The 25,467-nt window shown below is 62.2% G+C and carries 27 protein-coding genes; 16 read left to right on the top strand and 11 right to left on the bottom strand.

Going from position 1 to position 25,467, the window contains the following annotated elements; translation table 11 throughout:
* Positions 1–96: 96 nt before the first annotated feature.
* A complete protein-coding gene (locus ABIT12_RS07825) occupies positions 97–2,640 on the bottom strand; it encodes an FtsX-like permease family protein (RefSeq protein WP_348042246.1) in 2,544 nt (847 codons plus the stop codon).
* Positions 2,637–3,320, bottom strand: coding sequence for an ABC transporter ATP-binding protein (locus ABIT12_RS07830; protein WP_348042247.1), 684 nt, complete (start codon positions 3,318–3,320; stop codon positions 2,637–2,639). The genes ABIT12_RS07825 and ABIT12_RS07830 overlap by 4 nt, the downstream gene beginning before the upstream one ends.
* 204 nt (positions 3,321–3,524) lie before the next feature.
* Here ABIT12_RS07830 and ABIT12_RS07835 point away from each other — a divergent pair, with 204 nt between their 5' ends.
* Genes ABIT12_RS07835 through ABIT12_RS07845 form a run of 3 tightly spaced genes read left to right on the top strand, consistent with a single transcriptional unit; the run spans position 3,525 to position 5,935 of the window.
* Positions 3,525–4,157 carry an arylesterase gene (locus ABIT12_RS07835; RefSeq protein WP_348042248.1) on the top strand — a complete coding sequence of 211 codons (633 nt, stop codon included), beginning with the start codon at positions 3,525–3,527 and terminating at the stop codon, positions 4,155–4,157.
* A gap of 42 nt (positions 4,158–4,199) precedes the next feature.
* On the top strand, positions 4,200–5,441 hold the full coding sequence (locus tag ABIT12_RS07840) for an aminopeptidase (RefSeq protein WP_348042249.1): 1,242 nt from the start codon (positions 4,200–4,202) through the stop codon (positions 5,439–5,441).
* 23 nt (positions 5,442–5,464) lie between these two features.
* A complete protein-coding gene (locus ABIT12_RS07845) occupies positions 5,465–5,935 on the top strand; it encodes a hypothetical protein (protein WP_348042250.1) in 471 nt (156 codons plus the stop codon).
* On the opposite strand, the gene ABIT12_RS07850 is transcribed toward ABIT12_RS07845, so the two are convergent.
* On the bottom strand, positions 5,936–6,667 hold the full coding sequence (locus tag ABIT12_RS07850; RefSeq protein ID WP_348042251.1) for an SDR family oxidoreductase: 732 nt from the start codon (positions 6,665–6,667) through the stop codon (positions 5,936–5,938). It abuts the gene before it with no gap.
* Between the two features lie 279 nt (positions 6,668–6,946).
* Here ABIT12_RS07850 and ABIT12_RS07855 point away from each other — a divergent pair, with 279 nt between their 5' ends.
* The 3 genes from ABIT12_RS07855 to ABIT12_RS07865 all read left to right on the top strand — a co-directional run bounded on the left by ABIT12_RS07855 (position 6,947) and on the right by ABIT12_RS07865 (position 9,638).
* Positions 6,947–7,735, top strand: a complete 789-nt coding sequence (locus ABIT12_RS07855; protein ID WP_348042252.1) for an IclR family transcriptional regulator — start codon at positions 6,947–6,949, stop codon at positions 7,733–7,735.
* A gap of 2 nt (positions 7,736–7,737) precedes the next feature.
* Entirely contained in the window at positions 7,738–8,559 is an 822-nt protein-coding gene (locus ABIT12_RS07860; protein ID WP_348042253.1) for an amidohydrolase, read from the top strand.
* A 248-nt stretch (positions 8,560–8,807) separates the two neighbouring features.
* Positions 8,808–9,638: a TIM barrel protein gene (locus ABIT12_RS07865; protein ID WP_348042254.1), complete on the top strand. Its 831-nt coding sequence runs from the start codon at positions 8,808–8,810 to the stop codon at positions 9,636–9,638.
* 176 nt (positions 9,639–9,814) lie between these two features.
* Here ABIT12_RS07865 and ABIT12_RS07870 read toward each other — a convergent pair whose 3' ends face one another.
* Together ABIT12_RS07870 and ABIT12_RS07875 are read right to left on the bottom strand one after the other, a co-directional pair.
* Positions 9,815–11,191: an FAD-containing oxidoreductase gene (locus tag ABIT12_RS07870; RefSeq protein ID WP_348042255.1), complete on the bottom strand. Its 1,377-nt coding sequence runs from the start codon at positions 11,189–11,191 to the stop codon at positions 9,815–9,817.
* A 95-nt stretch (positions 11,192–11,286) separates the two neighbouring features.
* Positions 11,287–11,880, bottom strand: a complete 594-nt coding sequence (locus ABIT12_RS07875) for a LysE family translocator (RefSeq protein ID WP_348042256.1) — start codon at positions 11,878–11,880, stop codon at positions 11,287–11,289.
* Positions 11,881–11,961: 81 nt separating this feature from the next.
* Between ABIT12_RS07875 and ABIT12_RS07880 the strand changes: the two genes are divergently transcribed.
* Together ABIT12_RS07880 and ABIT12_RS07885 are read left to right on the top strand one after the other, a co-directional pair.
* Positions 11,962–12,405: an Lrp/AsnC family transcriptional regulator gene (locus ABIT12_RS07880; RefSeq protein ID WP_348042393.1), complete on the top strand. Its 444-nt coding sequence runs from the start codon at positions 11,962–11,964 to the stop codon at positions 12,403–12,405.
* The gene (locus ABIT12_RS07885) at positions 12,402–12,785 is read left to right on the top strand and encodes a hypothetical protein (RefSeq protein ID WP_348042257.1); all 384 of its coding nucleotides are present in this window, start codon (positions 12,402–12,404) and stop codon (positions 12,783–12,785) included. The genes ABIT12_RS07880 and ABIT12_RS07885 overlap by 4 nt, the downstream gene beginning before the upstream one ends.
* Before the next feature lie 75 nt (positions 12,786–12,860).
* Here the strand turns inward: ABIT12_RS07885 and sthA are convergent, their stop codons facing one another.
* The gene (gene sthA / locus ABIT12_RS07890) at positions 12,861–14,309 is read right to left on the bottom strand and encodes a Si-specific NAD(P)(+) transhydrogenase (RefSeq protein ID WP_348042258.1); all 1,449 of its coding nucleotides are present in this window, start codon (positions 14,307–14,309) and stop codon (positions 12,861–12,863) included.
* 381 nt (positions 14,310–14,690) lie between these two features.
* Positions 14,691–15,557: an LOG family protein gene (locus ABIT12_RS07895; RefSeq protein WP_348042259.1), complete on the bottom strand. Its 867-nt coding sequence runs from the start codon at positions 15,555–15,557 to the stop codon at positions 14,691–14,693.
* A gap of 333 nt (positions 15,558–15,890) precedes the next feature.
* Here ABIT12_RS07895 and dapD point away from each other — a divergent pair, with 333 nt between their 5' ends.
* From dapD to ABIT12_RS07920, 5 genes are all read left to right on the top strand, one after another.
* Entirely contained in the window at positions 15,891–16,733 is an 843-nt protein-coding gene (gene dapD, locus ABIT12_RS07900; RefSeq protein WP_348042260.1) for a 2,3,4,5-tetrahydropyridine-2,6-dicarboxylate N-succinyltransferase, read from the top strand.
* Between the two features lie 115 nt (positions 16,734–16,848).
* Entirely contained in the window at positions 16,849–17,196 is a 348-nt protein-coding gene (locus ABIT12_RS07905; protein ID WP_348042261.1) for a DUF805 domain-containing protein, read from the top strand.
* 23 nt (positions 17,197–17,219) lie between these two features.
* Entirely contained in the window at positions 17,220–18,383 is a 1,164-nt protein-coding gene (dapE, locus tag ABIT12_RS07910) for a succinyl-diaminopimelate desuccinylase (protein WP_348042262.1), read from the top strand.
* Positions 18,380–18,919, top strand: a complete 540-nt coding sequence (locus tag ABIT12_RS07915) for a hypothetical protein (RefSeq protein WP_348042263.1) — start codon at positions 18,380–18,382, stop codon at positions 18,917–18,919. Before dapE ends, ABIT12_RS07915 begins: the two co-directional genes overlap by 4 nt.
* Positions 18,920–18,931: 12 nt before the next feature.
* Entirely contained in the window at positions 18,932–19,501 is a 570-nt protein-coding gene (locus tag ABIT12_RS07920) for a hypothetical protein (protein WP_348042264.1), read from the top strand.
* Here ABIT12_RS07920 and truA read toward each other — a convergent pair.
* From truA to def, 3 genes are all read right to left on the bottom strand, one after another.
* Positions 19,498–20,235 (bottom strand): tRNA pseudouridine(38-40) synthase TruA, encoded by a 738-nt coding sequence (truA, locus tag ABIT12_RS07925; RefSeq protein ID WP_348042265.1) that lies wholly within the window; start codon positions 20,233–20,235, stop codon positions 19,498–19,500. The two genes, ABIT12_RS07920 and truA, sit on opposite strands and share 4 nt — an antisense overlap.
* A 193-nt stretch (positions 20,236–20,428) precedes the next feature.
* On the bottom strand, positions 20,429–21,349 hold the full coding sequence (gene fmt, locus ABIT12_RS07930; RefSeq protein ID WP_348042266.1) for a methionyl-tRNA formyltransferase: 921 nt from the start codon (positions 21,347–21,349) through the stop codon (positions 20,429–20,431).
* A gap of 196 nt (positions 21,350–21,545) precedes the next feature.
* On the bottom strand, positions 21,546–22,061 hold the full coding sequence (gene def, locus ABIT12_RS07935; protein WP_348042267.1) for a peptide deformylase: 516 nt from the start codon (positions 22,059–22,061) through the stop codon (positions 21,546–21,548).
* Between the two features lie 114 nt (positions 22,062–22,175).
* On the opposite strand from def, the gene ABIT12_RS07940 reads away from it, so the two are divergent.
* The 3 genes from ABIT12_RS07940 to ABIT12_RS07950 all read left to right on the top strand — a co-directional run bounded on the left by ABIT12_RS07940 (position 22,176) and on the right by ABIT12_RS07950 (position 24,745).
* A complete protein-coding gene (locus tag ABIT12_RS07940; protein WP_348042268.1) occupies positions 22,176–23,594 on the top strand; it encodes a DNA recombination protein RmuC in 1,419 nt (472 codons plus the stop codon).
* Positions 23,595–23,839: 245 nt separating this feature from the next.
* The gene (locus ABIT12_RS07945) at positions 23,840–24,181 is read left to right on the top strand and encodes an ATPase inhibitor subunit zeta (RefSeq protein ID WP_348042269.1); all 342 of its coding nucleotides are present in this window, start codon (positions 23,840–23,842) and stop codon (positions 24,179–24,181) included.
* A gap of 87 nt (positions 24,182–24,268) precedes the next feature.
* Positions 24,269–24,745, top strand: coding sequence for a hypothetical protein (locus tag ABIT12_RS07950; protein ID WP_348042270.1), 477 nt, complete (start codon positions 24,269–24,271; stop codon positions 24,743–24,745).
* Here ABIT12_RS07950 and recR read toward each other — a convergent pair.
* Positions 24,742–25,338 (bottom strand): recombination mediator RecR, encoded by a 597-nt coding sequence (gene recR / locus ABIT12_RS07955; protein WP_348042271.1) that lies wholly within the window; start codon positions 25,336–25,338, stop codon positions 24,742–24,744. The two genes, ABIT12_RS07950 and recR, sit on opposite strands and share 4 nt — an antisense overlap.
* Positions 25,339–25,467 lie beyond the last annotated feature (129 nt).

A 25,467-nucleotide genomic window follows, 5' to 3' on the forward strand; every position in this document is an offset into this window, starting at 1 on the left:
ACCCTGATTTTCTGCTGAACGCAGAAAATCTGTCCCTCTCCCGCAAGGGGAGAGGGTGGGCCGGGGTGTGGGGGAAGGCTTGGGTTTGACCGAGCCCTACTCCGCCATCCGCAAATGCTGCGCCGGCTTTACCGACAGTGCGGACCACGTCGTTATCAACCCCGTAGCGATGGTCAGCGCCGTAGCTCCGGTCATGACCGTCAGGATCAATGCCGGTTCGAAGCTGAACGGGAGTTCGAGCAGGCGGGTGACCACGAGCCAGGCGCCGGTGGTGCCCAGCGCGGCGGCAAGGATGGTGGAAAGCACGCCGAGCAGGCCGTATTCGACCAGATAGGCAAGGATGACGTCGCGCCTTGTGGCACCCAGCACTTTCATCACCACCGCATCGGACTGGCGCTGGGCGCGGCCAGCACTGAGGGCGCCGGCGAGGACGAAGGCGCCACTGATGATGGCCAGGCCGCCGACCACGGCGATGGCATTGGCAAGGCTGGCGAGCAGGACCGCGGCGCGGGCCAGCGCATCGCCGATCGGGATGAACGGGAGCGTCGGGAAACCCTTGACCAGCAGCGACTGGACCGCTGCTTCTTCGCCGGGAGCCGCCTTGAGGGTGGCGGTGTAGCTGGCGGGGGCGCTTTCGATCAGCCCGGGCGAGAACACCAGATTGAACGAGAAGGTTTTGGCATCCTGATCCAGATCCCGGAAATTGGTGATGGTTGCGGTCAGCGGCCGGCCGAGGATGGTCATTTCCATGGTATCGCCCAGCTTGAGGCCGAGCGGTTGCTTGAGACGGGCGTTGACCGAGACCTGCGGATCGCCCTTGTAGTCGGCGGGCCACCAGGTACCCTCGGAGACTTTCGAGCCCTTGGGGATTTCGCGCGACCAAGTGAGCGGCGTATCGCCCTTGAACATGCCCTGGGCCTCCATCGGCACCGGATCGATGCTGGCCGGGTCCTTGCCAGCCAGCCTGGTGACGACGCCGCGCAGGATCGGGGTGGCGGTGAAATCCTGGATGCGCTTGTCGGTTTGGGACAGGGTTTGGAGTGCGTCGAGATCCGGCCTGGCCATGTTGATGAAGGCGAAAGACGGGGCTTCCTGGGCGATGGCGCCGTTGAGCTGGGCGCGCAGATTGGCATCGACGGTGGCGATCAGCAGCAGCAGCGACAGGCCGAGGCCCAGCGACAGCACCACCGTGGCGGTGGCGGCGCCCGGGCGATAGATCGCCTTGAGGCCATTGCGGATGATCGCATTGGGCGGTTGGGGCAGCAGGCGCAGGCCGAGCTGGAGCAACCACGCGGCAAGGCGCAGCACGATGAAGGCGACGACGGCGCCGCCGGCATAGGACAATACGAGCACGGGGCTGCGCGTGGTGAGCAGCGCCAGGCCGACAATGGCGCCGATGGCGATGACCAATGGTACGGCAACGCGCCAGCGGATCAGATCGCGCCGGCCGATGCGGCCTTCGGCGAGACCCGAACCGGCAGAGCGGAACAGCGAGGCGGGGCGCAGCTTTTCGGCGCGCAGCAGCGGCAGGAAGCTGAAGGTGAATGCGATGAGCAGGCCGAAGCCGGCGGCAATGGCCAAAGAGGGGAAATGGACCTGTGGAGGCAGTTCGATCTTGAGCATGGTGCTGAGGAAGGGCAGCGCCGCCAGTGTCGATAGCGCGCCAAGCGCCAGGCCGATGGCGATGCCGACGCTGCTCAGCACCATGATCTGGAACAGGAAATGCACATTGATGCGGCCCGCGGTGGCGCCAAGGCTGCGCATGGTGGCGATCGAGCGGCTGCGCTCGGTGATATAGGCCGAAACCGCGTTGGAGACGCCGACGCCGCCGACCAGCAGCGATGACAGCCCGACCAAGACGAGAAAGCGGCCGAACAGGTTGAAGAATTTCGACATGTCCTCGGCCGCGTCGCGCGGCGAGCGCAGCTCGAAGCCGGAACCAGGAAACGCCTTGGTGATGGCGGCACTGGCCGAGGCGTAATCGTTGGGCGGGGTCAGCAGCAGTTGATAGCGATAGCGCGCCAGAATGCCGGGGAGCAGCAGGCCGGTGTTGTGCAGGGCATCGGCCGAGATCAGCACCGGCACGCCAAGCTGGAAGCCTTGCGCGGCCTGATCGGGAAGTGCCTTGAGCGCCGCCCGAGCTTGAAAGGTCTGGCTGCCGATGGTGAACGTCTGGCCGAGCTGGATGCCGAGGCGATCGAGCAGCAGCGGATCGACCACGGCGCCATAGACGCCATCGAGTTTGGCGAGCAGTTCGGGCAATGGCGTGGCGGGGGTGGTTTCGACTTTACCGAGCAGTGGATAAAGGCTGTCGACGGCGCGCAGCGACAGAAATGCGGCAGCGTCCGGCGTGGTGGCGCGAGCGCTGAGTTCAGTGACGGCGGTGGTAGTGCCGAGGCTGTCGAACAGTTTTCGCTCGTCGGGGCTGGCGATGCGGTAATCGAGGCGCGCTTCGAGATCACCGCCAAGGAAAGTGCGGGCGTCACGATCGATGCCCGCTTGCAGCACGGCGCTGACCGAGCCCACGGCGGCAATGGTGGCGACGCCGAGCGCCAGACAGGCCAGCAGCACGCCGAAGCGGCCAAGGCCGCCGCGCAGGTCGATCAGCGCGATGCGCAGCCAGGCGGCGAGGCGGTTCACGCCAGCACGCCCTGGTTCATGTGCAGGATGCGATCGGCGCGGGCGGCCAAAGCCGGATCATGGGTGATCAGCAGGACGGCAGTGCCCTTGTCGCGGGCGGCGGCAAACATCAACTCGATCATCTTCGCGCCGGTGTCCTGGTCAAGGTTGCCGGTGGGCTCATCGGCCAACAGCAGTTTGGGATTGGTGGCGAGCGACCGTGCCAGCCCGACGCGCTGCTGTTCGCCGCCGGAGAGTGCATTGGGCAGGTGATGCAGCCGGTCCTTGAGGCCGACATCGATCAACGCCTGTTCGGCCGTGGCGTTGATCTGCTTGCGCGAGAGATCGCGTTCGGAAATTTCGAGTGCCAGCGCCACGTTTTCCAGCGCGGTCATCGACGGGATGAGGTGGAAATTCTGGAACAGGATGCCCAGCGCCTCGCGGCGGAAAATGGCGAGGGCGTCTTCGTTGAGGCCGGAAATATCCTTGCCGGCGACGCTGACGCTGCCGGAACTGGCGCGTTCGAGGCCGCCCAAGACCATCAGCAGCGAGGTTTTGCCGGAACCGGACGGACCGACCACCGCCACAACCTCGCCCGGATCGATAGCGAAGGTGATGTCATTGAGAATGTGGAGTTCGGTTTTGCCCGAGGTCAACCGCAGGTTCATGGCGGTGGTCTGGACGACGGGCGCTGCTGTCATGGTTCTATGGTTCCGGCTAGAGTGCCCGATACAATTAGAGACTGTTTTGAAATTCGCTCTGGGGTGTCGGCTGGCGTGGTTTTTGAGAACCGGAGCGCAACGTACGTTTAGTACGTGAGCACCGGAAGCGCAGAAAATCGCGTCAGACGTCCGCCAGAGTAGAGTTTCCAAACAGTCTCTTAGGCATCGGCAAGGGACATTGATATGATGGCACGAAAACAAAAGCGTTGGCTGGCGCCGATTGCCGCATTGCTGATGCTGGTGGGCACGCCGATGGCGATGGCCAAGACGCTGCTGGTCTATGGCGACTCGCTACTGGCAGGATATGGGCTGCCGACCGAGGACGGGTTTCAGGCGCAGCTCAAGGCGGCGCTGGATAAGGCTGGCGTGGAGGTAAAAATCCAGAATGCCAGTGTTTCCGGCGACACCACGGCAATGGGGCTGGCTCGGGTGGATTGGGCGCTGGGCGACGTGCCTGATGCGGTGCTGCTGGGCCTGGGTGGCAATGACATGTTGCAGGGGCTGCCCGTAGGCGAGGCCAGGGCCAACCTTGCGGCGCTGCTGGACAAGTTCAAGGCCGTCGGCGCACCGGTCATGCTGCTGGGGATGAAGGCCAATCGCGGGCTGGGCCCGGATTATGTCACCGAGTTCGACGGCATGTATGGCGACCTCGCCAAGCAATATGGCACGGCGCTCTATCCGTTTTATCTCGATGGGGTGGCGTTCGATCCCAAGCTCAATCAGGCCGACGGTATCCACCCCAACGCCGAGGGGGTGAAGGTGATTGTCAAAAAAATTACCCCGGCGGTGATCGAGTTTTTGAAGAAATCGGGTTAGCGTGGCCGCCCTGTCCGACCAATCCCAATTGGAAATCTATATATGACCACGAATAATCCGATCGATCCCGTCAAGCTCGACAAGCTGGGCCAGGTGGCCATCAAGGTTGGGCTGCAACTGGCCGAGGGGCAGGATCTGCTGATCACGTCGCCGATGAGCGCAGCGCCGCTGGTGCGCCGGATCACCGAGCATGCCTATAAAGCCGGCGCCGGGCTGGTGACGACGATCTATTCGGACGAAGAAGCAACGCTGGCCCGCTACAAGCACGCCAATGCGGCCAGCTTCGATAAGGCCGCCGGCTGGCTCTACAAGGGCATGGCCGAGGCGTTTTCCAACAATACCGCGCGGCTGGCGATTTCGGGCGACAACCCGATGATGCTGGCCGGGCAGGATACCGACAAGGTCTCGCGCGCCAACCGCGCCAATTCGGCGGCCTACAAGCCGGCCATGGCTTTGATCACCGGGTTCGATATCAACTGGAACATCGTGTCCTATCCGACCCCGGCCTGGGCCAAGCTGGTATTTCCCAATGATCCGGAAGAAATCGCCATCGGCAAGCTGGCCGAGGCGATCTTTGCGGCGAGCCGCGTGGATCGGGATGATCCGATCGCGGCGTGGAAGGAGCACAATGGCAACCTCAAGACGCGCTGGAGCTGGCTCAACGGCAAAAACTTTGCCGCATTGAAATATACCGGGCCGGGCACCGACCTGACCATCGGTCTGGCCGATGGTCACCAGTGGAAGGGTGGCGCGTCGCAGGCCAAGAACGGCATTACCTGCAACCCAAACATCCCGACCGAGGAAGTTTTCACCACTCCGCACAAATTGCGGGTCGATGGGTACGTCGCGGGTACCAAACCGTTATCACATAACGGCACTTTGATAACCGATATGCAGGCGCGTTTCGAAGGCGGAAGGCTGGTGGAGTTGAAGGCCTCGAAGGGCCAGGACGTGTTCAACAAGGTGCTCGATACCGACGAAGGCGCCCGTCGCCTGGGCGAAGTCGCCCTCGTCCCGCACTCCTCGCCGATCTCGGCTTCGGGCATCCTGTTCTACAACACGCTCTACGACGAAAACGCCTCCTGCCACATCGCCATGGGCCAGTGCTATGCCGATTGCTTTGTCGGCGGTAAGTCCTTGAGCCAGGAGCAGATTTCGGCGCAGGGCGGCAATTCGAGCAATATCCATATCGACTGGATGATCGGTTCGAACCATGTCGATATCGACGGCGTCAATGCCGATGGCTCGACCGAGCCGGTGTTCCGCAAGGGCGAATGGGCCTAGGCCGGAAAATGATGGGGACCGCGATGTTCAGACTGGCTTTGGTAGTGATGAGCGTCGCGGTCTTGGCCGGTTGCACGTCCAATACGTCGCTCAACACCTTGCAAATATCGCAGGAAAACCAAGCGTTTCCAGCCAATTACCGCGACGTGGCGGCCAAGGCGATCAAGGGCCGGCCGGTACAAACCGCGGGGCTAACTGTCTCGGCCCCGCGCCCGGTTTTTGGCGCCAATGCCTTCAGCGCCCAGCGCTGGTTCGTCTGTGTGGTGGGCACGCCCAAGCCGGAAGCTGCAACCGCGCCAGTCGTGATCGCGCCGTTCATGGTGGGCAGCGTGGAATTGAAGGGCCACACCAAGCCGGTCGTCGTCGTGGACCCCACTAAGGACTTTGAACTGCTGGTGTTTTTCAACGAAGGCAATCTGGCATCGGTGCGCGAAACCAGCGAAGCGGAATTATGCCGCGACGGGGTCTATGAGCCGCTGAAACTGTCGGCCTGATCAGCCGGTCCAGCCGCCATCGATGACGTGAACCTGGCCGGTGGTGTAGGTGGCGCCCGCCAGATAGACCGCCAGATCGGCCACTTCCTCCGGACGGGCGATGCGCCCGATCGGCTGGCGGGCGATGAAGGCGGCCTTGGCCGCGTCAAAATCGCCGGTGGCGTGCCAGCGTTCATGCAAGGACGGGCTATCGACCGTGCCGGGGGCGATGGCGTTGCAGCGGATGCCCTTGGTGACATAGTCGGCAGCGACGGATTTGGTCAGGCCGATGACAGCGGCCTTGCTGGCTGAATAGACGAAGCGGTTGACGACGCCCTTTACCGAACTGGCGACGGTGGACATGTTGACGATGGCGCCATCGCCGCGTTCGAGCATGCCGGGCAGCACGGCCTTGATGGTGCGGACCTGGGCCAGCAGATTGAGGTTCAGCGCGAAATCCAGTTCGGCATCGGTGCTTTCAAGAATGGTGCCGCCATGGACCACGCCGGCGCAATTGAACAGCACATCGATACGACCGATTTCGGCGATGGCGGCGTTGACCGCATCGGCCGAGAGCACATCGAGCACCCGCGTGGTGACATTGGGCGTGCCGGTGAGTTCGGCCAGTTTTGCAGCATTGATATCGGTGGCGATCACCTCGGCGCCGGCCTTGAGAAAAGCATGGACCGAGGCCAGCCCGATGCCCTGGGCAGCGGCCGTGATGAGAACGATTTTGCCGTTGAGATCGGACATGGCGGAACCTGCGGTTGATTGCGACTGATCTGGCAGCGCCAGTTCGCACAGCACTAACATGTTAGTGATGGGGTCGCCCAGAAGATAAATGGTTCAATGGGCGCCGCGGCCCATTTTTGTTACAAGTTGTCATCACTGGTAAGCATTTCATTCGCCGGCGGGACAGTTGCCGAGATTGAAACGTATCATTGCATGGCGGAAGTGAGCGATACTCGCCTTACCGATGGGATCAGCGCTGTGCTGATAAATGACAATGTCAATTGCGGAGTTGCACCAGCGATGACCGAAGCCGATGACAGCGATCGATATCGCGCCCCGGCCCTGGACAAGGGGCTGGATATTCTGGAGTTGCTGGCCGAGGCCGACGAGCCGCTGAGCCAGGCCGAGATTGCCAAGGCGCTTGATCGTTCGCCCAACGAAATCTACCGCATGCTCGACCGGCTGGTGCGGCGCGACTATGTGCGGCGCACCGCAGCGGAGCGCTATGAGGTGACTCTGAAGCTGTTCGAACTGGGCCATGCGCGGCCGCCGATGCGCCGACTGGTGAGCCAGGCAGTGCCGGTGATGCGACAGATGGCGCTGCGGGCCGAGCAGCCCTGCCATCTGGTGGTGCGCGACCGCAATGAACTGGTGGTGGTGGCGCAGGTGGATGGCCCGCATAACTGGAACGTATCGATCCGCGTCGGCAGCCACGTCAAACTAGTCAATAGCGGCTCGGGCAATGTGTTTCTGGCGTTTGCCGACGCCGAGGATCGCGCCCTGATGCTGGAAGAGCAGGTGAGCGGACAGGCGCAGGTGCTCGACAGGCAGACCGAGGCGCATCTGGAAATGGTGCGAGCGCGCGGCTACGAGACCATTCCCTCAATGCAGGCGCACGGCATCAATAATCTGTCGGCACCGATCTTCGGGCCACTGGGCAGCGTCATTGCGGCGCTGACCTGTCCCTATGCCATCCTGATCGATCGGCCCAATTCTCCCGCGCCAGATGCGGTACTGGCCTTGCTGCTGCAGGCCAGCCGGGATATTTCGAGACGGTCGGCACCCGAAGAACGGGGCCAGGGGGGCTGAGCGTGCGCATTCTCGATACTCATCTGCATCTGGTCTATCCGGACCGGTTTACCTATGCCTGGATCGATGACGAACCGCTTCTCAAGGGCACGTGGTCGGTGGAGAGCTATTTTGCCGAGGCGTTGCCACTGGGCATCGAGTCGGCGCTGCATATGGAAGTGGATGTACTGGAAAAGGACATGATGGCAGAGACCGAGTTTGTGCTCGGCCTGCCCCGGATCATTGGCGCCATTGCGGCCTGCCGCCCGGAGAACATGAACTTTGTCGACCAGATCGAGCAGTTGAGCGACCACGCCCATGTCAAAGGCGTGCGCCGCATCCTGCATCAAGTGCCTGATGACCTCAGCACTTCGGACCTGTTCGTGGAAAATATCCGTCACCTACCCGATTATGACCTGAGCTTTGATCTGTGCCTGCGCGCCGACCAACTGCCGCTGGGCGTGGCGCTGGCGCAAAAGGCGCCGGACGTGCATTTCATCGTCGATCATTGCGGCGTGCCCAATGTGGCGGCGATGGAGCTTGATCCGTGGCGGGCTTATGTCAAGGACCTGGCAAAACTGCCCAATGTGAATGCCAAGATTTCCGGCGTCGTCGCTTATGCCAAGCCCGACTGGGTGGTGGATGACCTGCGCCCGTTCGTGGAGCATGTGATCGAAAGCTTTGGCTGGGACCGCGTGGTGTGGGGTTCGGACCATCCGGTATCGACCAAGACCTCCAGCGTTACCCGCTGGGTGGCGGCAACGCACGAGATCATCAAGGGCGCCAGCGACGGCGAAAAGGCCAAGCTGCTGCACAAGAATGCGGAGCGGATTTACCGGGTTTGACCTTCCTTCACCCCTTCTCCCCAGCGGGAAAAGGTGGCGTAGCGCCGGATGAGGGGCCGGGATTTCTGCCTAATCAGCGTATGCGGACACAGCCCCTCACCCGTCTCGGCCTATGGCCGATCCACCCTCTCCCGCAAGGGGCGAGAGTAGAAAGAGCGGCTGCGGCACTTTGGAGATGTTCGTGCGTTTGCCTTGAGTTGCGCGCGGCAAGGATGCAGTGTCGCGGCCAAACAGAATAGGGACGAGCCATGACGAACGCTGCCGACCGCATTGCGGTTTCCACCTGGTCGCTGCACCGGATGATGGGCACCACCTATCCGCATAATCTGGACACGCTCGAAGTTGGTCCGGTGACCGAGGCCTATGGGCCGGTCAACGAATCGCTGCTCGACATTCCCTCGGCGATTGCCAATCACGGGATCAACCGGCTCGAAATCGTGTCGTTTCACATCCCGACCCGCGACAAGGTTTATCTGGGCGAGCTGAAGTCGGCGCTGGCGGCGGTCGATGTAACGCTGCAGACGCTGCTGATCGATGCCGGGGATATCAGCGATCCACTGACCAGCGACCGCGACACCCGCTGGATTGCCAGTTGGATCGAGACGGCCAACGAACTGGGCGCCGAGCGCGCGCGGGTGATTGCCGGCAAGCAGAAGCCGACGCGCGATGCGCTGGACCTGTCGGTGAAGAAGCTGACCGAGCTGGCCGATGGCAATGCCGGATCAGCGGTGCGGCTGACCACCGAGAACTGGTTCGATCTGCTGGCCGAGCCGGGGCATGTGAACTTCATCCTCGACAAGCTCGATGGCCGCGTCGGGCTGAATGGCGATTTCGGCAATTGGGGCGGACCGACCAAGTATGCCGATCTGCGGGCGATCTTTGGCCGGGCCGAAACCTGCCACGCCAAGGCCAGCTTTGTTGACGGTACGTTGGATGAGGCCGATTATGCCGCGTGTATCGAGGCGGCGGAAGCGGCTGGATACAAGGGGCCGTATACGCTGATTTTTGATGCCAATGCGCCCCATGAGTGGGACGGGATTGCGGCGGAGAAGGCGTTTATCGAGGCGCGGATTGGCTGAGATTGGCGGGATACTTCCCTCGCCCTTGAGGGAGAGGGAAAGATTTTCTGCGTCCAGCAGAAAATCAGGGTGGGGGGTTGTCGCCGCATAGACGAAGCAGGCAAGAGACCCCTCATCCGCCCCTTCGGGGCACCTTCTCCCTCAAGGGGAGAAGGTGACGCCAGTGGATCAACCCACTACTCCAGCGGCTTCAGGCCCCCCAGCAAGGTAGGCACAAGTTCACTCACCGTCGGGTGAATATGCACGGCCTGCTGCATGACGGTGTAGGGCAGTTCGCCGGCCATCAGCTGCAGCAGCGAGTGGATGGTTTCGTCGGCTTCGATGCCGAGGAACGCGGCGCCGAGGACCAGTTTGGTATCGGCATCGACCAGCACTTTCATGAAGCCCTGGGTTTCGCCGCGTTCGCGGGCGCGGCCGACCTTGGTCATCGGCATGGTGGCCATCAGTACGTTCTTGCCGGAGGCGCGGGCTTCTTTTTCGCTGATGCCGATGCGGCCGAGCGGCGGGTCGATGAACAGGCCATAGACCGGGATACGGGCGGCGATATCGCGATTGCCGCCATCGAGCAGGTTATCGGCGACGATTTCAAACTCGTTGTACGAGGTGTGGGTGAAAGCGCCCCGACCGTTGACATCACCCATGGCCCAGATGCCGGGGATGCCGGTGCGCAGGTGCTCATCGACCTCGATGAAGCCGCGCTTGTTGGGGGTGATGCCGGCGGCGGCAAGGTTGAGGTCTTCGGTATTGGGATTGCGACCCAGAGCGATCAGCAGGTGGCTGCCCATGACACTGGTGGGTTTGCCACCGGCCTGCAGCGAGATCTGGATTTCGGCCCCGGATTTGCCGACGATGACGTCAGACGTGTCGAACAGGAATTCGACGCCTTCGGCCTCAAGGATATCGCGAATGGCGGCAGAGATATCGGCATCTTCACGCGAAGCGGGAGCCGAGCCGCGGTCGATGACGGTGACCCTTGAGCCGAAGCGACGATAGATCTGGGCAAATTCGAGCCCGATATAGCTGGCCCCTGCAATGATCAGATGCTCGGGCAGCACGTCGATATCCATCATCGAGGTGTTGTTGAGATAGGGCACGTTGGCCAAGCCCGGCCAATCGGGCGCCGAGGGCCGCGCGCCGGTATTGATGAAGATTTTTGGTGCGGTCAGGATCTCATCATTGACCTTGACCTTGGTGGCGGAAACGAAGCTGCCGATGCCCCAGAAAATGGTGAGGTTCGGCAGGTTGCCCAGCCAGTCGGTGAGGCTGGTGACCGAGGCGCCGACCACCTTGTCCTTCCGGGCCTTGACCGCCTTCATATCGACGGCAACGGGGCCGGTGCCGACGCCGAAATCGGCGGCGCGGCGGGCCATATGGGCGGCGCGGGCGCTGGCGACGAGGGTTTTGGTGGGGGTGCAGCCATCATTGACGCAGGTGCCGCCGAGATGGGTCTTTTCGATCAGCGCGGTTTTCCAGCCGGCATCGGCTAGACGGGCAGCGAGGAACGGACCCGACTGGCCCGCCCCGATGACGATGGCGTCGAATTGCTGGCTCATGTTGCACCCCTGAACTTTGCACGATTAAGGCATGCCGGTGTGACATTGCCAATTGGTTCGCGGGACTAGTTCGGGCGTGGGGAGAAAATCGTTACCTAGTGCATCAGCACCGGGTAGAGCGAGGCGACCAGCAGCAACGCCATGGTGATGTTGAAGACGCGCAGGCGGCTGGGAGTGGAGAGGAAGCGCTTGAGGCGATCGCCGGCGAATACCCAGACGCTGATCGAGGGGGCATTGACCAGGCCAAAGACCAGCGTGACCAGCAACACCGTGGTCAGCGAGCCGCCAGCGGCATAGACGGTCACGGCGGTCAGCGCCATGGTCCAGCCCTTGGGATTGACCCACTGGAACAGCACCGCCTGCCAGAAGGTCATCGGCTTGGAATCGGTGGGCTTTTCCCCAATCGTTGCCGAGGTGCCGATCTTGAAGGCGAGATAGAGCAGATAGACCACGCTGATGACTTTGAGCGCATCGTGGCTGTGCGGGATAGCGTCGAACACGCTCATCAGGCCCAGACCAACCAGACCCACCATCAGCGTGAAACCGATACTGACGCCAAGCGCGTGGGGTATCGTGCGGCGGGCGCCGAAATTGACGCCGGAGGCCATCAGCATGAGGTTGTTCGGACCCGGGGTGATCGAGGACACCAGGGCGAAAACGGCGAGTGCGGTGAAGATTTCGTAGGTCATGACGCAATGATTGCGCAAGGCAGGCGCAATGTGCCATCAATCTGCAGCACTTTGACCTCAAGCGAGCAATGTTTGACTGAAATGAACGCCAAGGACCACGAAATATTGTCCGAGCTGGAACGCGATGGACGGATCACCAATCTGGCGCTGGCGGCAAAGGTTGGATTATCGCCATCGGCCTGCCTGCGGCGGGTGCAGGACATGGAACGCTCCGGGGTGATCGCGGGCTATCGCGTGGTGACTGACCGGGTGGCGCTGGGCGTAGGTTTCATCGCCTATATCGCAGTGGGATTATCGGATCATTCCAAGGCGGCGCAGCGGGCGTTCGAGCGGGCGGTGGCGCAGGCGGTGCAGGTGCGCGAATGCCATAATGTCACCGGAACCATTGAATATATTCTACGGGTGGAAGTGGCCGATATTGGCGCTTACAAGAGCTTCCATACCGATGTGCTGGGCACTTTGCCGGCGGTGCATGCGCTGACCACCTATGTGGTGCTGGATTCAACCAAGGATTTACGGGCGTGAACGAGATGATGAGGCGAATTGGACTGGTCGCTGCTCTGGCGCTGCTGGCAGGGCCGGCGATGGCAATGGACATCGGCGAGGACGTGGGATCGACGCGGGACTACGGCATTGTACACGAGGGCGGCGACGCCATTGGCAAGGTCAGCAAGATCGAAGTGGCCGAAGATGCCGCCAAGGGCATTCTGATCGAGGTGAAGTGGGACGGCGATGCCGCGCACTGGGTCGACAGCTTCACGGTATTTTGCCCCGGCAGCCAGGTGACGCCGGGGGTTATCGACAATACTGCAGGCGGCCCAAGTTTTAACCCTGGAGTGGCGATATCACCGGGGGCCGGGCAATTGCAGCTTGAGCGCGAACTTTTTGTGCGGCTGTGCCAGTGAGGGGGTAAACACCCCTCACCCGCCCTTCGGCACCCTCTCCCACAAGGGGAGAGGGAAGAAATTAGCGGGCGTTCGTTACTTGGCGGCTTTGCCTTTGGGCACGGCAGCCGGCTCGACCACAATTTCCGGCTTGTGGCGGGGCATGCGGTTCCAGGCGTCGAGCGCGGCGATCTTGTAGGCTTCGGCCAGGGTTGGGTAGTTGAAGGCGTTTTCGACGAAATAGTCGACGGTGCCGCCCAGATTGACCACGGCCTGGCCGATATGGATCAGCTCGGTTGCCCCTTCGCCCACGATATGGACGCCCAGGAGTTTCCTGGTGTCGAGCGCGAAGATCATTTTCATCATGCCTGAATTGAGGCCCATGATGTGGCCGCGCGAGGTTTCGCGGAAGCGGGCAATGCCGTTTTCATACGGAATGCCCTTGGCTTTGACTTCCTGTTCGGTCAGGCCGACCGTGGAAATTTCCGGCACGGCATAAATGCCATAGGGGAAGAACTGCGGCGCGGGCGGCATCGCAGCACCGCAGGCGTGCAGCGCGGCGATACGGCCCTGTTCCATCGAGGTCGAGGCCAATGACGGGAAACCGATGACGTCGCCGGCGGCGTAGATATTGCGCACATTGGTCTGGAAGGTGACCGGATCGACCTTGAGGCGGCCGCGATCGACCGGGACGATGCCGCAGGTTTCCAGCCCCAGATTGGCGGTGGCGCCGGAGCGGCCCGCCGCATAGAGCAGCATGTCCGAGCGCACGGTGCGGCCGTCGCTCATGATGGCGATGGCCCAGCCCTGCTGGTCGAGTTCCACCCGCTCGACCTTGGAGCCATAGCGGATGGTCATGCCACGCTGGCGCATTTCGTGAGTGAATTCCTCGATGATTTCGCGATCGATGAAATCAAGGATGGTATCGCGTGGCTCGATGATGGTGACGGGCACGTCGAGCGCGGAGAAGATGGTGGCGTATTCTATGCCGATCACCCCTGCCCCGACCACGGTGAGGCTCCGCGGCACGCGCGGTTCGGAGACCAGGCTGTCGCTATCGAGCACCGAATGATCGTTGAACGGAATATTGGCCGGGCGGAATGGGGTGGTGCCAACGGCGATGACGGCGGATTCGAAGCCGATGGTGGTTTCCTCGCCATCGGGATTGGTGACCACGATATGATTGACGTCGATGAAGCGGGCAATGCCGCCCAGCGTCTTGACGCCGTTGCGGGCGAACTGGTGTTCGAGCACTTCGATTTCATGGTTCAGCGTCATGCGCAGGCGGGCGCCAAGGTCTTTGCCCTCGATGTCCTTCTTGACGCGATAGCTGAGGCCATAAAAGCCGCGTTCGCGCCAGCCGGAGAGGTTGAGCACGGTTTCGCGCAGGGTTTTTGAGGGGATGGTGCCGGTATGGACCGAGACGCCGCCAAGGCGGAGCCGGTTTTCCACCACCAGTACGGACTTGCCCAGTTTTGCGGCCTGTACGGCGGCACGACGACCCGCTGGGCCGCTGCCGATCACGACGAGATCATATGTGTTCAACGAACTGCCCCAAATTTCCGGCCGAGTGAGGGCCTATTGCGTGAGTGTGACACTGGCATTGCAGAGCGTGCAGTAGGCGATGGTGAAAGGCTGGGCTGCGTGAGTTTGCCTTGCGGTCGAGCAATGGCATGCGGAGGTTACCTGTCCGATATCGCAGTCGACACCCACCCCCTTGCGGGGAGGGATCAAGGATGGGGGTGGGAGAGCCACCATATCCGGGCTCCGCACCCCCCCTCCCAACCTCCCCCGTCAAGGGGGAGGTGCCGTCCGGTGAGGAGGCGAGATCGCACCCCGCACCCGCCGCTACGCGGCGACCTCTCCCCTCAAGGGAGAGGTGAGGCAGTGCCGAACCATTGGTTACCGAAGGTTGGATGCCTTGATTCATTCCGCCACCCAGCCGGGTGGTTTGCCGGTATCGGGCAGGCCGTAGAACTGGCGGATGATGTCCCAGCCGGCTTCGGCGCTGTCGACGATGTTGAACAGTTTCGGATCATCGGGGCCGATGGTGCCGGCTTCGGCCAAAGCTTCGAAATTGATGACCTTGCCCCAGAATTCCGCGCCGAACAGCAGCAGCGGAATGCGTTGCATGCGGCCGGTCTGGATCAGGGTCAGGGTTTCAAAGAACTCATCCAGCGTGCCGAAACCGCCCGGGAATACCGCCACCGCTTTGGCGCGCAGCAGGAAGTGGATTTTGCGGGTGGCAAAATAGTGGAAGTTGAAGCTGAGGTCGGGGGTGACGAAATGGTTGGGCGCCTGCTCGTGCGGCAGCACGACATTGAGACCGATCGATTGCGCGCCGATATCGGCAGCGCCTCGATTGCCGGCTTCCATGACGCCGGGGCCACCGCCAGTGACCACCACATAGTCGTGGCCGCCCAGCGCCAGAGAGGTCTGCGAGGCATATTGGGCGAACAGCCTGGCCTCGTCGTAATAGGCCGAGGCTTTTTCCAGGTTCTGCTTTTGCACATCGTTGCGAGCGGCCCACGCGGCCTTGCCCGGTTCAGGAATACGGGCGCCGCCGAACAGCACGACGGTGGAATTGATGCCTCGCTCGCGCAGCCGCATCTCGGCCTTCATGTATTCGAGCTGAAAGCGGATGCCGCGGGTGTCTTCGGAGGTGAGGAATTCGCCATCGGCAAAGGCCAGACGAAACGCGGAAGCCTCCGTCTGCGGGGTTTGCGGGGCGCGTTTGGCCGCATCGACGTCCTGCGCCGAGGTGCGCAACGGCGTGGGACGACGTTTGGCCATGAAATGCTCCGAATCTTGCGGGGGAATGGTGTCACCGCATGGTTAATGTTCGGTGTTTGAGGCGGGGTGGAGGTCGCGTTGGAGACCAGGCTGAAATTGCGGCTCTCGTCCCCCTCCCTTCCCTCCCCGCAAGGGGGAGGGTGACATCGAGCGTGGGGCACCATTTTGCCAATTCCACCGGGTTCACCCTCCCCTTGCGGGGAGGGAAGGGAGGGGGTGGGCCAAAAGCACCGCACGCCTTAAAACCCCCAACCACAAACCAGGCCCTCGCAATTGACACCTCCCCTTGCGTGGGTAATGTCCCGGGCAGCAAATTCTCCTGAAAGTATTCCCATGGCCCATGCCGATCTTGCCCAGACCATCGATGCAGCCTTTGAGGCGCGCGCGGAGGTCAATTTTTCGACCAGGGGCGCGGTACGCGACGCGGTGAGCGAGGCGCTGAACCTGCTCGATAGCGGCAAGGCGCGCGTGGCCGAAAAGATTGACGGAACCTGGCAGGTTAATCAGTGGCTGAAAAAGGCGGTGCTCCTGAGCTTCCGGCTCAATGACAACCAGCTGATTGCCGGCGCGCCGGGCGAAGCGAGCTGGTGGGACAAGGTTCCGTCCAAGTTTGATGGCTGGGGCGAGGCCGAGTATCGTGCCGGCGGCTTCCGCTCGGTGCCGGGCGCGGTGGTGCGCAAATCGGCCCATATCGGCAAGGGCGTGATCCTGATGCCCAGCTTTGTGAATCTTGGCGCGTTTGTTGACGAAGGCACCATGGTGGACACCTGGGTTACCGTCGGCTCGTGCGCGCAGATCGGCAAGAACGTGCATATTTCGGGCGGCGTCGGCATTGGGGGCGTGCTGGAGCCGCTGCAGGCCGGTCCGGTGATCATCGAGGACAATTGCTTTATCGGGGCGCGCTCGGAAGTGGTCGAAGGCGTGATCGTGGGCGAAGGCGCGGTGATTTCGATGGGCGTGTTCATCGGCGCCTCCACCAAGATCATCGACCGGCAGACCGGCGAAGTGCATGTGGGCAAGGTGCCGCCCTATTCGGTGGTGGTATCGGGTTCAATCCCGGGCAAGCCGCTGCCGGGGCAGAACTGGGGGCCGTCGCTGTATTGCGCGGTGATCGTCAAGACTGTCGACGCCCAGACCCGCTCCAAGACCGGGATCAATGAGTTGCTGCGCGATTAATCCACAAGCTCTGGAGTTCCCAGGCGTTAATTGCTGCGTCTGCACTGGTCTGCGGCACAATAGCGCATTAGTATTTGCGTACGCGCATGAGGGCGCTGGGACCTTGGAGGGGCTGATGGATTTCAAGCAAGACTGGAAATATCTGTTTACGAGCTTTGACGGACGCATCAACCGCGCGCCGTTCTGGGCGGGCGTACTGGTGCTGATCGCCGTCAACATTGTGGCATCGATCCTTGCCAGCATCATCCACGTGCAGGCGCTGTCGGTCATCGTCTCGCTGGTACTGATCTACCCATCGGTGGCGCTGTATGCCAAGCGCTGGCACGACCGTTCCAAGTCCGGCTGGTGGACGCTGATCCTGCTGGTGCCGCTGCTGGGCATCATCTATGCGATCTACGAAATCGGCACGCAGCCCGGCACCCCGGGCAGCAATCAATATGGCCCCAATCCGCTTGGCGCCTGATCCAGCGTAGAATTGGACGGGATATGACTGCCAGATTTGCGGGCGATCCCGTCCAACTGCTGTCGCAACTGATTGCCTGCGCCTCGGTGACTCCGGTGGAGGCGGGCGCGCTGGGCGTGCTGGAGGCCGCGCTGACACCGCTGGGCTTTGCGGTAACGCGGCTGCGGTTTGAGGGTGACGGCTCCTATCCCGTCGATAATCTGTTTGCGACGCGCGGCACCGGTGGCAAGCGGCTGTTGTTTGCCGGGCATACTGACGTGGTGCCGCCGGGCGATCTGGCCGACTGGACCTCGGACCCGTTCTTGCCACGGATTGCCGATGGCAAGATTTATGGGCGCGGCGCGGCGGACATGAAGAGCGGGATCGCCGCGTTTGTCGCAGCAGTCATGGCCATCCCCGCCGGTGCGGGAACGGTGGCGCTGGCGATTACCAATGACGAAGAGGCCGACGCGATCAACGGCACCGAAAAACTGATGGCGTGGGCGCGCACCAATGGTCATGAATTCGATTTTGCCATTGTGGGCGAACCGAGTTCGGCGGCGCGGCTGGGCGACAGCATCAAGGTAGGGCGGCGCGGCTCGTTTTCCGGGCGGATCACCGTGACCGGCGTGCAGGGCCATGTAGCCTATCCCGAAAAGGCCAATAATCCGCTGCCAGTGCTGGCGCGAGTGGTGGCGGCGTTGAGCGGCGAACCCATCGACACGCGCACCGAACTGTTTCCGCCGAGCAATCTGGAATTTACCAGCATTGACGTGGGTAATCCGACGGGCAACGTGATCCCCGCCAAGGGCGAGGCGCGGTTCAATATCCGGTATAATGACCGGTGGAGCCCCGAAACGCTGAGGGACTGGGTCGAGGCGCAGATCGCCAAGGTGGATGCTGGCGGCTGCACGATTGGGTTCGAACTGGCGGCAAGGCCGTCGCGATCGTTCCTGTCGCCGCGGGGCGAGGCCATCGATCTGCTGGACCAGGTTTTAACCGAGATAACCGGGCAGCGGCCGCTGTTGTCGACCGGCGGCGGCACCTCGGATGCGCGGTTTATCGCGCAGTATTGCCCGGTGGTGGAATGCGGGCTGGTCGGCACGACGCTGCACAAGAGCGACGAGCATGTACTGCTGAGCGATGTGACCGGATTGAGCGCACTTTATGCCGCGTTCATGCGGCGCTATTTTGCGGTGACGCCATGAAAATCTTCGGCTTGCTGCGCGGTGCCGTGCTGGGCTGGATCGATATCGTGGCCGGCCGAGCGGGATGGCGCGACCGATTTTCGTTTACCGGCGCCGGACTGATCATGGCGCTGGTGGTGTTTGCGCTGGTGGCGCTGATCGTCACTTTGTTCGAGACCACGGGCGAAAGCATTTCCGGGTTCGGGATCGGCGCAGCCCTGGTGGTGGAAATGATGGCGGTGCTGGCCATTGTGGTGGCCAGTTTTGCGGTGAAAATCGTCACCCGCAGCGCCGGGCCGGTGCGGGAGCTGATCGTGCCGGGGATCTACGCGCTGGTGCCCTATGTACTGGTGCGCGCGATCATGGTGGCGTTTGCCGCGCCACTGGTTACGCTGGTGCTGTTGGGTCTGGCCTTTCTGATGTTCCGGCTGGGGCGGATGGCGGGGCCATGGCGGTGGCCGGCGGCGCTGGCGTTTGCGGTTTTGATGATCGTGCTGCTTGTAGGGATGCCGCTGACGCTCTACATCGTGGGCAACCCAGCCAACTCGCCCATCTGACGGGATTTACCCTTGCCGCAGAATAGAACGCTTCTTGAAGAACTGAGCAGCGCCGCGCGCGGCATTGTGGCGCTGATGACCGGCAACCGGTCGGCGCCGGGCAATTTCGATTTCAGCCACCGTGGACTGGCCGGCAGTTTCATCGCCTTTCTGGTGGCCAATGTGGCCGTGGCCTTCGGGCCGCAGCTCCTGGGCATGCAGACGCCGCCGGGCATGGCATCGCGGGCGCTCATCCTGGGATTTGTACTGTATGTGATCCAGCAGGGCATCGCCTTCCTGGTGCTGCGGCAGATGAAGCGCACCGATGGGTTCATTCCGTTTCTGGTGGCCGACAACTGGGCGACGTTCTTTACCTCGCTGCTGTCGCTGGGCCTGCTGCTGCTCGGTGGTGGGAGCGACGTATCGCTGATCGTGATCGGGCTGATCGTGATCATCATCGAGGTCAATATCGGCCGGTTGATCGTGACGCTGTCGCCGTTGCAGGTGGCTACATTCATCATCGCGCAGGTGGTCGGCTCGGTGGTGTGCCTGCTGGTGCTGTCGATGCTGATGCCCAATGCCGGGCTGATCCCGACGCTCTAATAGACCACGTGGGTCAGATAAAGCCCGTCGGGTGGAGCCAGAGCGCCGCAGCGGCGGCGATCCAGTGAATCGAGGGCGGCGCGGAAATCGGCGGGCTGCCATTTGCCCTCCCCCACCATTTTGAGCGAACCCACCATCGAGCGCACCTGATGGTGCAGGAAGCTGCGCGCCTTGGCGGTGACCACGATATGGTCGAGTTCGCGGCGGACCGCGAAATGATCGAGCGTCTTGACCGGCGATTTGGCCTGGCACTCGGCGGCGCGGAAGGTGGTGAAATCGTGGGTGCCCAGGATGAGTTGGGCGGCATGGTGCATGGCATCGGCATCGAGCGGCATCGGCAGGTGCCAGACGTGGTGGCGTTCAAGGATGGCCGGAGCCCGGCGATTGAGGATGCGGTATTCGTAATGGCGGGCAAGCGCCGAAAAGCGGGCCTCGAAGGTTTCGGGCACCACTTCGGCCAGCAGAATGCCGACCGGTTGCGGACGCAGATGAAAGTTCAGCGCCTCGCGGACGCGAAACGGGTCCCAGTCTCTGGCAAGATCGAAATGAGCGACCTGCCCCAGTGCATGCACGCCGGTATCGGTGCGGCCGGCGGCCTGGGTGGTGACGGTTTCGCCGGAGAAGCCGAGAATGGCGGTTTCGAGGGCTTCCTGTACCGAAGCGCGATCAGTCTGGCGTTGCCAGCCGTGGAACGGGGTTCCGTCATATTCGATGGTGAGTTTATAACGGGGCATTAGATGCCGCCTCTCACGCTCAACTCTTCCTTCTCCCCTTGAGGGAGAAGGTGCCTGAAGGGCGGATGAGGGGGGTTTACTTGCTGCGGTGTCTGCGGGAACAACCCCTCACCCGGTAATTTCTTCTGAACGAAGAAATTACGGTCCCTCTCCCTCAAGGGGCGAGGGGTGACGACTGAGACAGTGGCGCGGCTCACAGCACTTTATCCGGCAAAACCCCTGCCCCGCGCAGGAAGGTGGCGGCGTCCATGGCGGATTTGCCTTCGCGCTGGACCGTGATCAGGCGCACCGCGCCAGTGGCGCAGGCGATGGTGAGGCCGGGCAGAAGCGCGCCGGGGGCGGCTGAGCCGGTGGCGAGGGCGGAACGGAGCGCCTTGATGCGCACGGGTTTGCCGGCGAGGGCGATTTCGAACCAGGCGCCGGGAAATGGCGACAGGCCGCGAATGTGGTTGTGGACTTCGGCGGCCGGCTTGGACCAGTCGATCCGGGTTTCGGCTTTTTCCAGCTTTTTGGCGTAGAGCGCGCCGGTTTCGGGCTGCGGGGTGAAGGTGAGGCTGCCGCGATCGAGGGCGGCGAGGGCACGGCCCATCAGGTCGGCGCCGGTGCGCATCATCACGTCGTGCAACTCGCCGGCGGTCATGTCGGGGCCGATCGGCATTTCTTCGCCCAGCCCGATGGCGCCGGTATCGAGGCCTTCGTCCATCTGCATGACCATGACGCCGGTGCGTGCATCGCCTGCCATGATGGCGCGCTGCATCGGGGCGGCGCCGCGCCAGCGGGGCAGCAGCGAGCCATGCAGGTTAAGGCAACCCAGGCGCGGTGCCTCAAGGATCGGCTTGGGCAGCAGCAGGCCATAGGCGACGACCACGGCAACATCGGCAGCGTGCCTGGCAAAGACGATCTGCTCGGCTTCGCCCTTGAGCGATCTGGGCGTGAACACCGGAATGCCGAAGTTTTCGGCGGCTTCATGGATCGGGGATTTGCGTTCGACCTGGCCGCGCCCGGCGGGTTTTGGCGCGCGGGTATAGACGGCGACAACCTCGTGGCCGGAGGAGACGATTTCGGTGAGCGTGGGGATGGAAAAGTCCGGGGTGCCCATGAAGATGACGCGCATTGTTCTACCTTTCGGGCCATCGCTTTGCCAGTCGTCGACCCTCGCCCCTTGCGGGAGAGGGACCGAAATTCTGCGTTCAGCAGAATTTCAGGGTGAGGGGTTTTTCTCCGCATACAGAAAGCAGGCAAGAGACCCTCATCCGCCCTTCGGACACCTTCTCCCGAAGGGGAGAAGGTGGCGACTGTTGGGCCGGGAGTTAGCCAGCAGCGCGCTTGGCGGCTTTGTCGAATTTCTTGATGACGCGGTCGCGCTTCAGGCGGCTGAGGTAATCGATATAGAGCACACCATCGAGGTGATCGAGTTCGTGCTGGATGCAGACGGCGAGCTTGCCTTCGGCATCCTTGGTGACCTCGTTACCATCGAGATCGGTATAGGTGACCGTCACCGCGTTAGGGCGCTCGACTTCGTAATACAGCTCGGGAATCGACAGGCAGCCTTCTTCGGTGACCTGCATTTCATCGCCGAACTTGGTGATTTCGGGATTGATCAGCACCAGCGGCTCGGGCGTTTCGCCTTCGGCGGCCAGATCCATCACCACGATGCGCTTAAGCACGCCGATCTGCGGCGCGGCAAGGCCAATGCCCGGCGCGTCATACATGGTGTCGAGCATGTCCTTGGCCAGCTTCTTGATGTCGTCATCGACCACTTCGATATGGTCGGCGACGGCGCGCAGGCGCGCATCGGGGATGACAAGAATGGGGCGAATGGCCATGGCAGACACGTCCTTTAAGAGTTAGCCCTTCGATATGGTATTTTCCTTGGCCGGGTCAACAGCGCCCGCGCATGGAACATTTGCGGAACGCGCGAATCGGTTAGACTGCGCGCCATGGATAATGTGCTTTTCTTGGCCGGGGATTTCCCGGTTACCGTGATGATCGCCGCTGCGACCGGCGTCGGGCTGATCGGGCTTTTGCTGGTTGGCTTGATGATCGGGGCGGTTCGCGGCAGTGCGCGTCGGGCCGATGCGGCGGCGCAGCAGGCGACGGAACAGTTGCGCGCCAATTTTGAAAACCAGATCGGTGACCGGGACAGCCGCATCCGCGACCTTGATGCGCAGGCACAGCGCGAGCGGTTGCGCGCCAGTGAAATGCTGGATGCCGAAAAGAGCAAGAGCGCCGAGCTTTATGCCGAACTCTCGGCGGTGCGGGCGCGGATGATTGAGCAGCGGCAGCAATCCGAGGCCAATCTGGCGCGATTTGCCGAGGCCCGGCAGCAGATGACTGACGAGTTCAAGGCCATCGCCGGCGATGTGCTCAAAAGCCATGGCGAGACGTTTTCCAAGCAGAATCGCGAGCAGGTGGATGTGCTGCTCAAGCCATTGCAGGACAAGATCGGCGAGTTTCATTCCGGCCTGCTGAAAGACCGCGCCGCGATGAGCGAGCAGATCCGGGCGCTGGCCGAGAGCAATCTGCAGATCACCACCGAGGCACATAACCTGACCCGCGCGCTCAAAGGCAATGCGCAGACGCAGGGCGCTTGGGGCGAGATGATCCTGGCCACGATTCTGGAGCGTTCGGGGCTGCGCGAGGGCGAGCAGTATATCACCCAGCAGAGCCACAGTGACGATGCCGGTGGGCGGGTACGCACCGATGTGGAAGTGCTGATGCCCAATGACGACCGGCTGGTGATCGACTCCAAGGTGTCGCTGACCGCGTTCGAGGCCTATACCAACAGCGATGACGAGACGCGCGAGCAGCACCTGGCGGCGCATCTGATCTCGGTGCGCGGCCATATCCGCACGCTGGGCGAGAAGAGCTATCAGAAGCACGCGCGCAGCAGCCTCGACTATGTGATGATGTTCGTGCCGATTGAATCAGCGCTGGCCACTGCGATCCAGGCCGATCCGAAACTGGTGGAATATGGCATGGGCCTGGGCGTGATGCTGACTACGCCGACGACGCTGATGACCGTGCTGCGGACCGTGCGCAATGTGTGGGACATCGAAAAGCGCCATCGCAATGCCGACGAGATCGCCGAACGCGCCGGGGCGCTCTACGAGAAGGTTGCCGGGTTTTTGTCGAGCATGGACAAGTTGGACACGCATCTCGACCGGGCTCGGCTGAGCTTTGACGAAGCGAAGGGGCAACTTTCCACCGGCAAGGGCAATGTGGTGCGTCGCGTGGAGATGCTGCGCGAACTGGGCGCCAAGACCAACCGCACTCTGCCTTCGGGCTGGGACGGCGGCACTGACGAAACGCCAAACCTGCGGATTGTCGGCAAGGATGAGCCGGGGGACCTGGCCTAGTCGCCGAAGGGGTGCGGAAGTTATCCACAATAGTTAGCGGGTTGTGCATGGTACTCATAGGATTGATTTTGCAACGAGTTTTCTGATCGCTGCAAAGCTGCGGTAGAATTCGCAGATGCAATTCACCTTTGAGTAAGGCCGGCGTGACGCGATCCGTACAATTTTAGCCAATTGCTTGAGAGGCCCTTCAACTGCCCGGCCCATGCTGCTTGCATCAGGGCCATGGCGGCCACGGGGTAAAGCAGATGACGCAGGTTTTTGAGACGGCCGAGACGATGCAGCGCCAGTATTTCTTTCTGGAAGAACGCCAATTCTATAACCGCGCCAAGACCGACCGCATGGTTGGCAAATGGGTTGGTGAACGGCTCGGGCTGGGCGCTGTTGGCGCCGCGCTTTACGCCGAACGCGCCGTGGAAGCCGGGATCGTGTCGCGCGACGGCCGCGGTGGGTTTGATTTTCTGGTCACGCAGCTGAGCAATATCGGCGTGCGGATCGACGAATTGCGCGCCCGTTACGGCATTGCCGGAGCCGGTGAATGCCCGGCGCTGAACCTGGTTGCGGTGGGTAGCCTGTCGCTCGACCACTAAGACGGATTGCAGCTTTCGCGATCGCAGAACGAACCGGGCGCCAGTTGAGGCGTTGTTCCCTGAGCAGGTTTACTCAGGGAGGCTTTGATGAGCCCTATCCACAATCACGACGCCGTGGTGTCGCAGGACAGCAATTTTGACGATGGGGCGGATCAGGCTGGCATTGCCCAGCCGTTCAGCCAGAACGAAATCGACGAGCTGTTATATGGCGATGATCGCCCGGCTGCAGAACGGCTGGAGCTGCTGCGGGACTATCGCGCCGAGCTGGCCGCCCGTGAAAGCGGCAACTTTGGCGGAGAGGACCCGGCGGCATTGCTGGCGGAAATCGACAAGGCCATCGGTGCGCTATCGACCGATGAAGACAATGCCAATGACACCGACGATTTTGCCGGGCTCGCTGCACCACTGGATCGTGATCCGCTGGAGCATCGCGAGACGCTGTCACCGGACGACGATGCCTTTGAATTGCTGGACGAAGAAGATGTCGAGGACGACCTCGAAGTGCTCGACGAAACCGAATGGGACGACGGCGACGATTTCAAGCCGGAACGCGGCACCCACTAGATTTCGGTGCGGGCCTTGAGCGCCTGGCTGAGCGTGCCTTCGTCGAGGTAATCGAGTTCACCGCCCACTGGCACACCATGGGCCAGGCGAGTGACCTTGGTGCCAGAGCCTACCAGTCGGTCCGTGATGTAGTGGGCGGTGGTCTGGCCTTCGACGGTGGCGTTGACCGCCAGAACCACTTCCTTGAAGGTGGGCGCGCGTTCGATCAGCGCATCGATGGTGATGTCGTCAGGGCCGACACCATCAAGCGGGGACAGCACGCCACCCAGCACATGATAGCGCACGGCGCCGACGCTGGCGCGCTCAAGCGCCCACAGATCGGCGACGTCCTCAACCACGATCAGCATGCCGCTTTCGATGCGACGCGGATCAGAGCAAATCCCGCAAGGGCTGCGCGTATCGACATTGCCGCACACTTCGCAGGTTTTGACGGCGATCACTGCGCGATCCAAAGCTGCAGACAGCGGGATCATCAGCGATTCTTTTTTCTTGATCAGTTGCAGTACGGCGCGGCGAGCCGAACGCGGGCCGAGGCCCGGCAGGCGGGCCAGCAGCTGGATCAGTTGTTCGATTTCGGGTCCGCCGGAGGCCACTTAGCTACCTTGTTGCTCGATCCGCGTTTTTACTCACGGTGTCATCCCGGCGAAGGCCGGGATCCATCTTGATATCTCGGGATGGGCCCTGGCCTTCGCCGGGGTGACATCGAGAGCTTGACCAGCTCA

The organism is Devosia sp. (assembly GCF_039927955.1).
Lineage (GTDB): Bacteria > Pseudomonadota > Alphaproteobacteria > Rhizobiales > Devosiaceae > Devosia.

Coding starts and splice junctions, on each gene's coding strand:
- ABIT12_RS07830 (WP_348042247.1), bottom strand. CDS start 3,320: ATGACAGCAGCGCCCGTCGTCCAGACCACCGCCATGAACCTGCGGTTG.
- ABIT12_RS07835 (WP_348042248.1), top strand. CDS start 3,525: ATGATGGCACGAAAACAAAAGCGTTGGCTGGCGCCGATTGCCGCATTG.
- ABIT12_RS07840 (WP_348042249.1), top strand. CDS start 4,200: ATGACCACGAATAATCCGATCGATCCCGTCAAGCTCGACAAGCTGGGC.
- ABIT12_RS07845 (WP_348042250.1), top strand. CDS start 5,465: ATGTTCAGACTGGCTTTGGTAGTGATGAGCGTCGCGGTCTTGGCCGGT.
- ABIT12_RS07850 (WP_348042251.1), bottom strand. CDS start 6,667: ATGTCCGATCTCAACGGCAAAATCGTTCTCATCACGGCCGCTGCCCAG.
- ABIT12_RS07855 (WP_348042252.1), top strand. CDS start 6,947: ATGACCGAAGCCGATGACAGCGATCGATATCGCGCCCCGGCCCTGGAC.
- ABIT12_RS07865 (WP_348042254.1), top strand. CDS start 8,808: ATGACGAACGCTGCCGACCGCATTGCGGTTTCCACCTGGTCGCTGCAC.
- ABIT12_RS07870 (WP_348042255.1), bottom strand. CDS start 11,191: ATGAGCCAGCAATTCGACGCCATCGTCATCGGGGCGGGCCAGTCGGGT.
- ABIT12_RS07875 (WP_348042256.1), bottom strand. CDS start 11,880: ATGACCTACGAAATCTTCACCGCACTCGCCGTTTTCGCCCTGGTGTCC.
- ABIT12_RS07880 (WP_348042393.1), top strand. CDS start 11,962: ATGAACGCCAAGGACCACGAAATATTGTCCGAGCTGGAACGCGATGGA.
- ABIT12_RS07895 (WP_348042259.1), bottom strand. CDS start 15,557: ATGGCCAAACGTCGTCCCACGCCGTTGCGCACCTCGGCGCAGGACGTC.
- dapD (WP_348042260.1), top strand. CDS start 15,891: ATGGCCCATGCCGATCTTGCCCAGACCATCGATGCAGCCTTTGAGGCG.
- ABIT12_RS07905 (WP_348042261.1), top strand. CDS start 16,849: ATGGATTTCAAGCAAGACTGGAAATATCTGTTTACGAGCTTTGACGGA.
- dapE (WP_348042262.1), top strand. CDS start 17,220: ATGACTGCCAGATTTGCGGGCGATCCCGTCCAACTGCTGTCGCAACTG.
- ABIT12_RS07915 (WP_348042263.1), top strand. CDS start 18,380: ATGAAAATCTTCGGCTTGCTGCGCGGTGCCGTGCTGGGCTGGATCGAT.
- truA (WP_348042265.1), bottom strand. CDS start 20,235: ATGCCCCGTTATAAACTCACCATCGAATATGACGGAACCCCGTTCCAC.
- fmt (WP_348042266.1), bottom strand. CDS start 21,349: ATGCGCGTCATCTTCATGGGCACCCCGGACTTTTCCATCCCCACGCTC.
- def (WP_348042267.1), bottom strand. CDS start 22,061: ATGGCCATTCGCCCCATTCTTGTCATCCCCGATGCGCGCCTGCGCGCC.
- ABIT12_RS07940 (WP_348042268.1), top strand. CDS start 22,176: ATGGATAATGTGCTTTTCTTGGCCGGGGATTTCCCGGTTACCGTGATG.
- ABIT12_RS07945 (WP_348042269.1), top strand. CDS start 23,840: ATGACGCAGGTTTTTGAGACGGCCGAGACGATGCAGCGCCAGTATTTC.
- ABIT12_RS07950 (WP_348042270.1), top strand. CDS start 24,269: ATGAGCCCTATCCACAATCACGACGCCGTGGTGTCGCAGGACAGCAAT.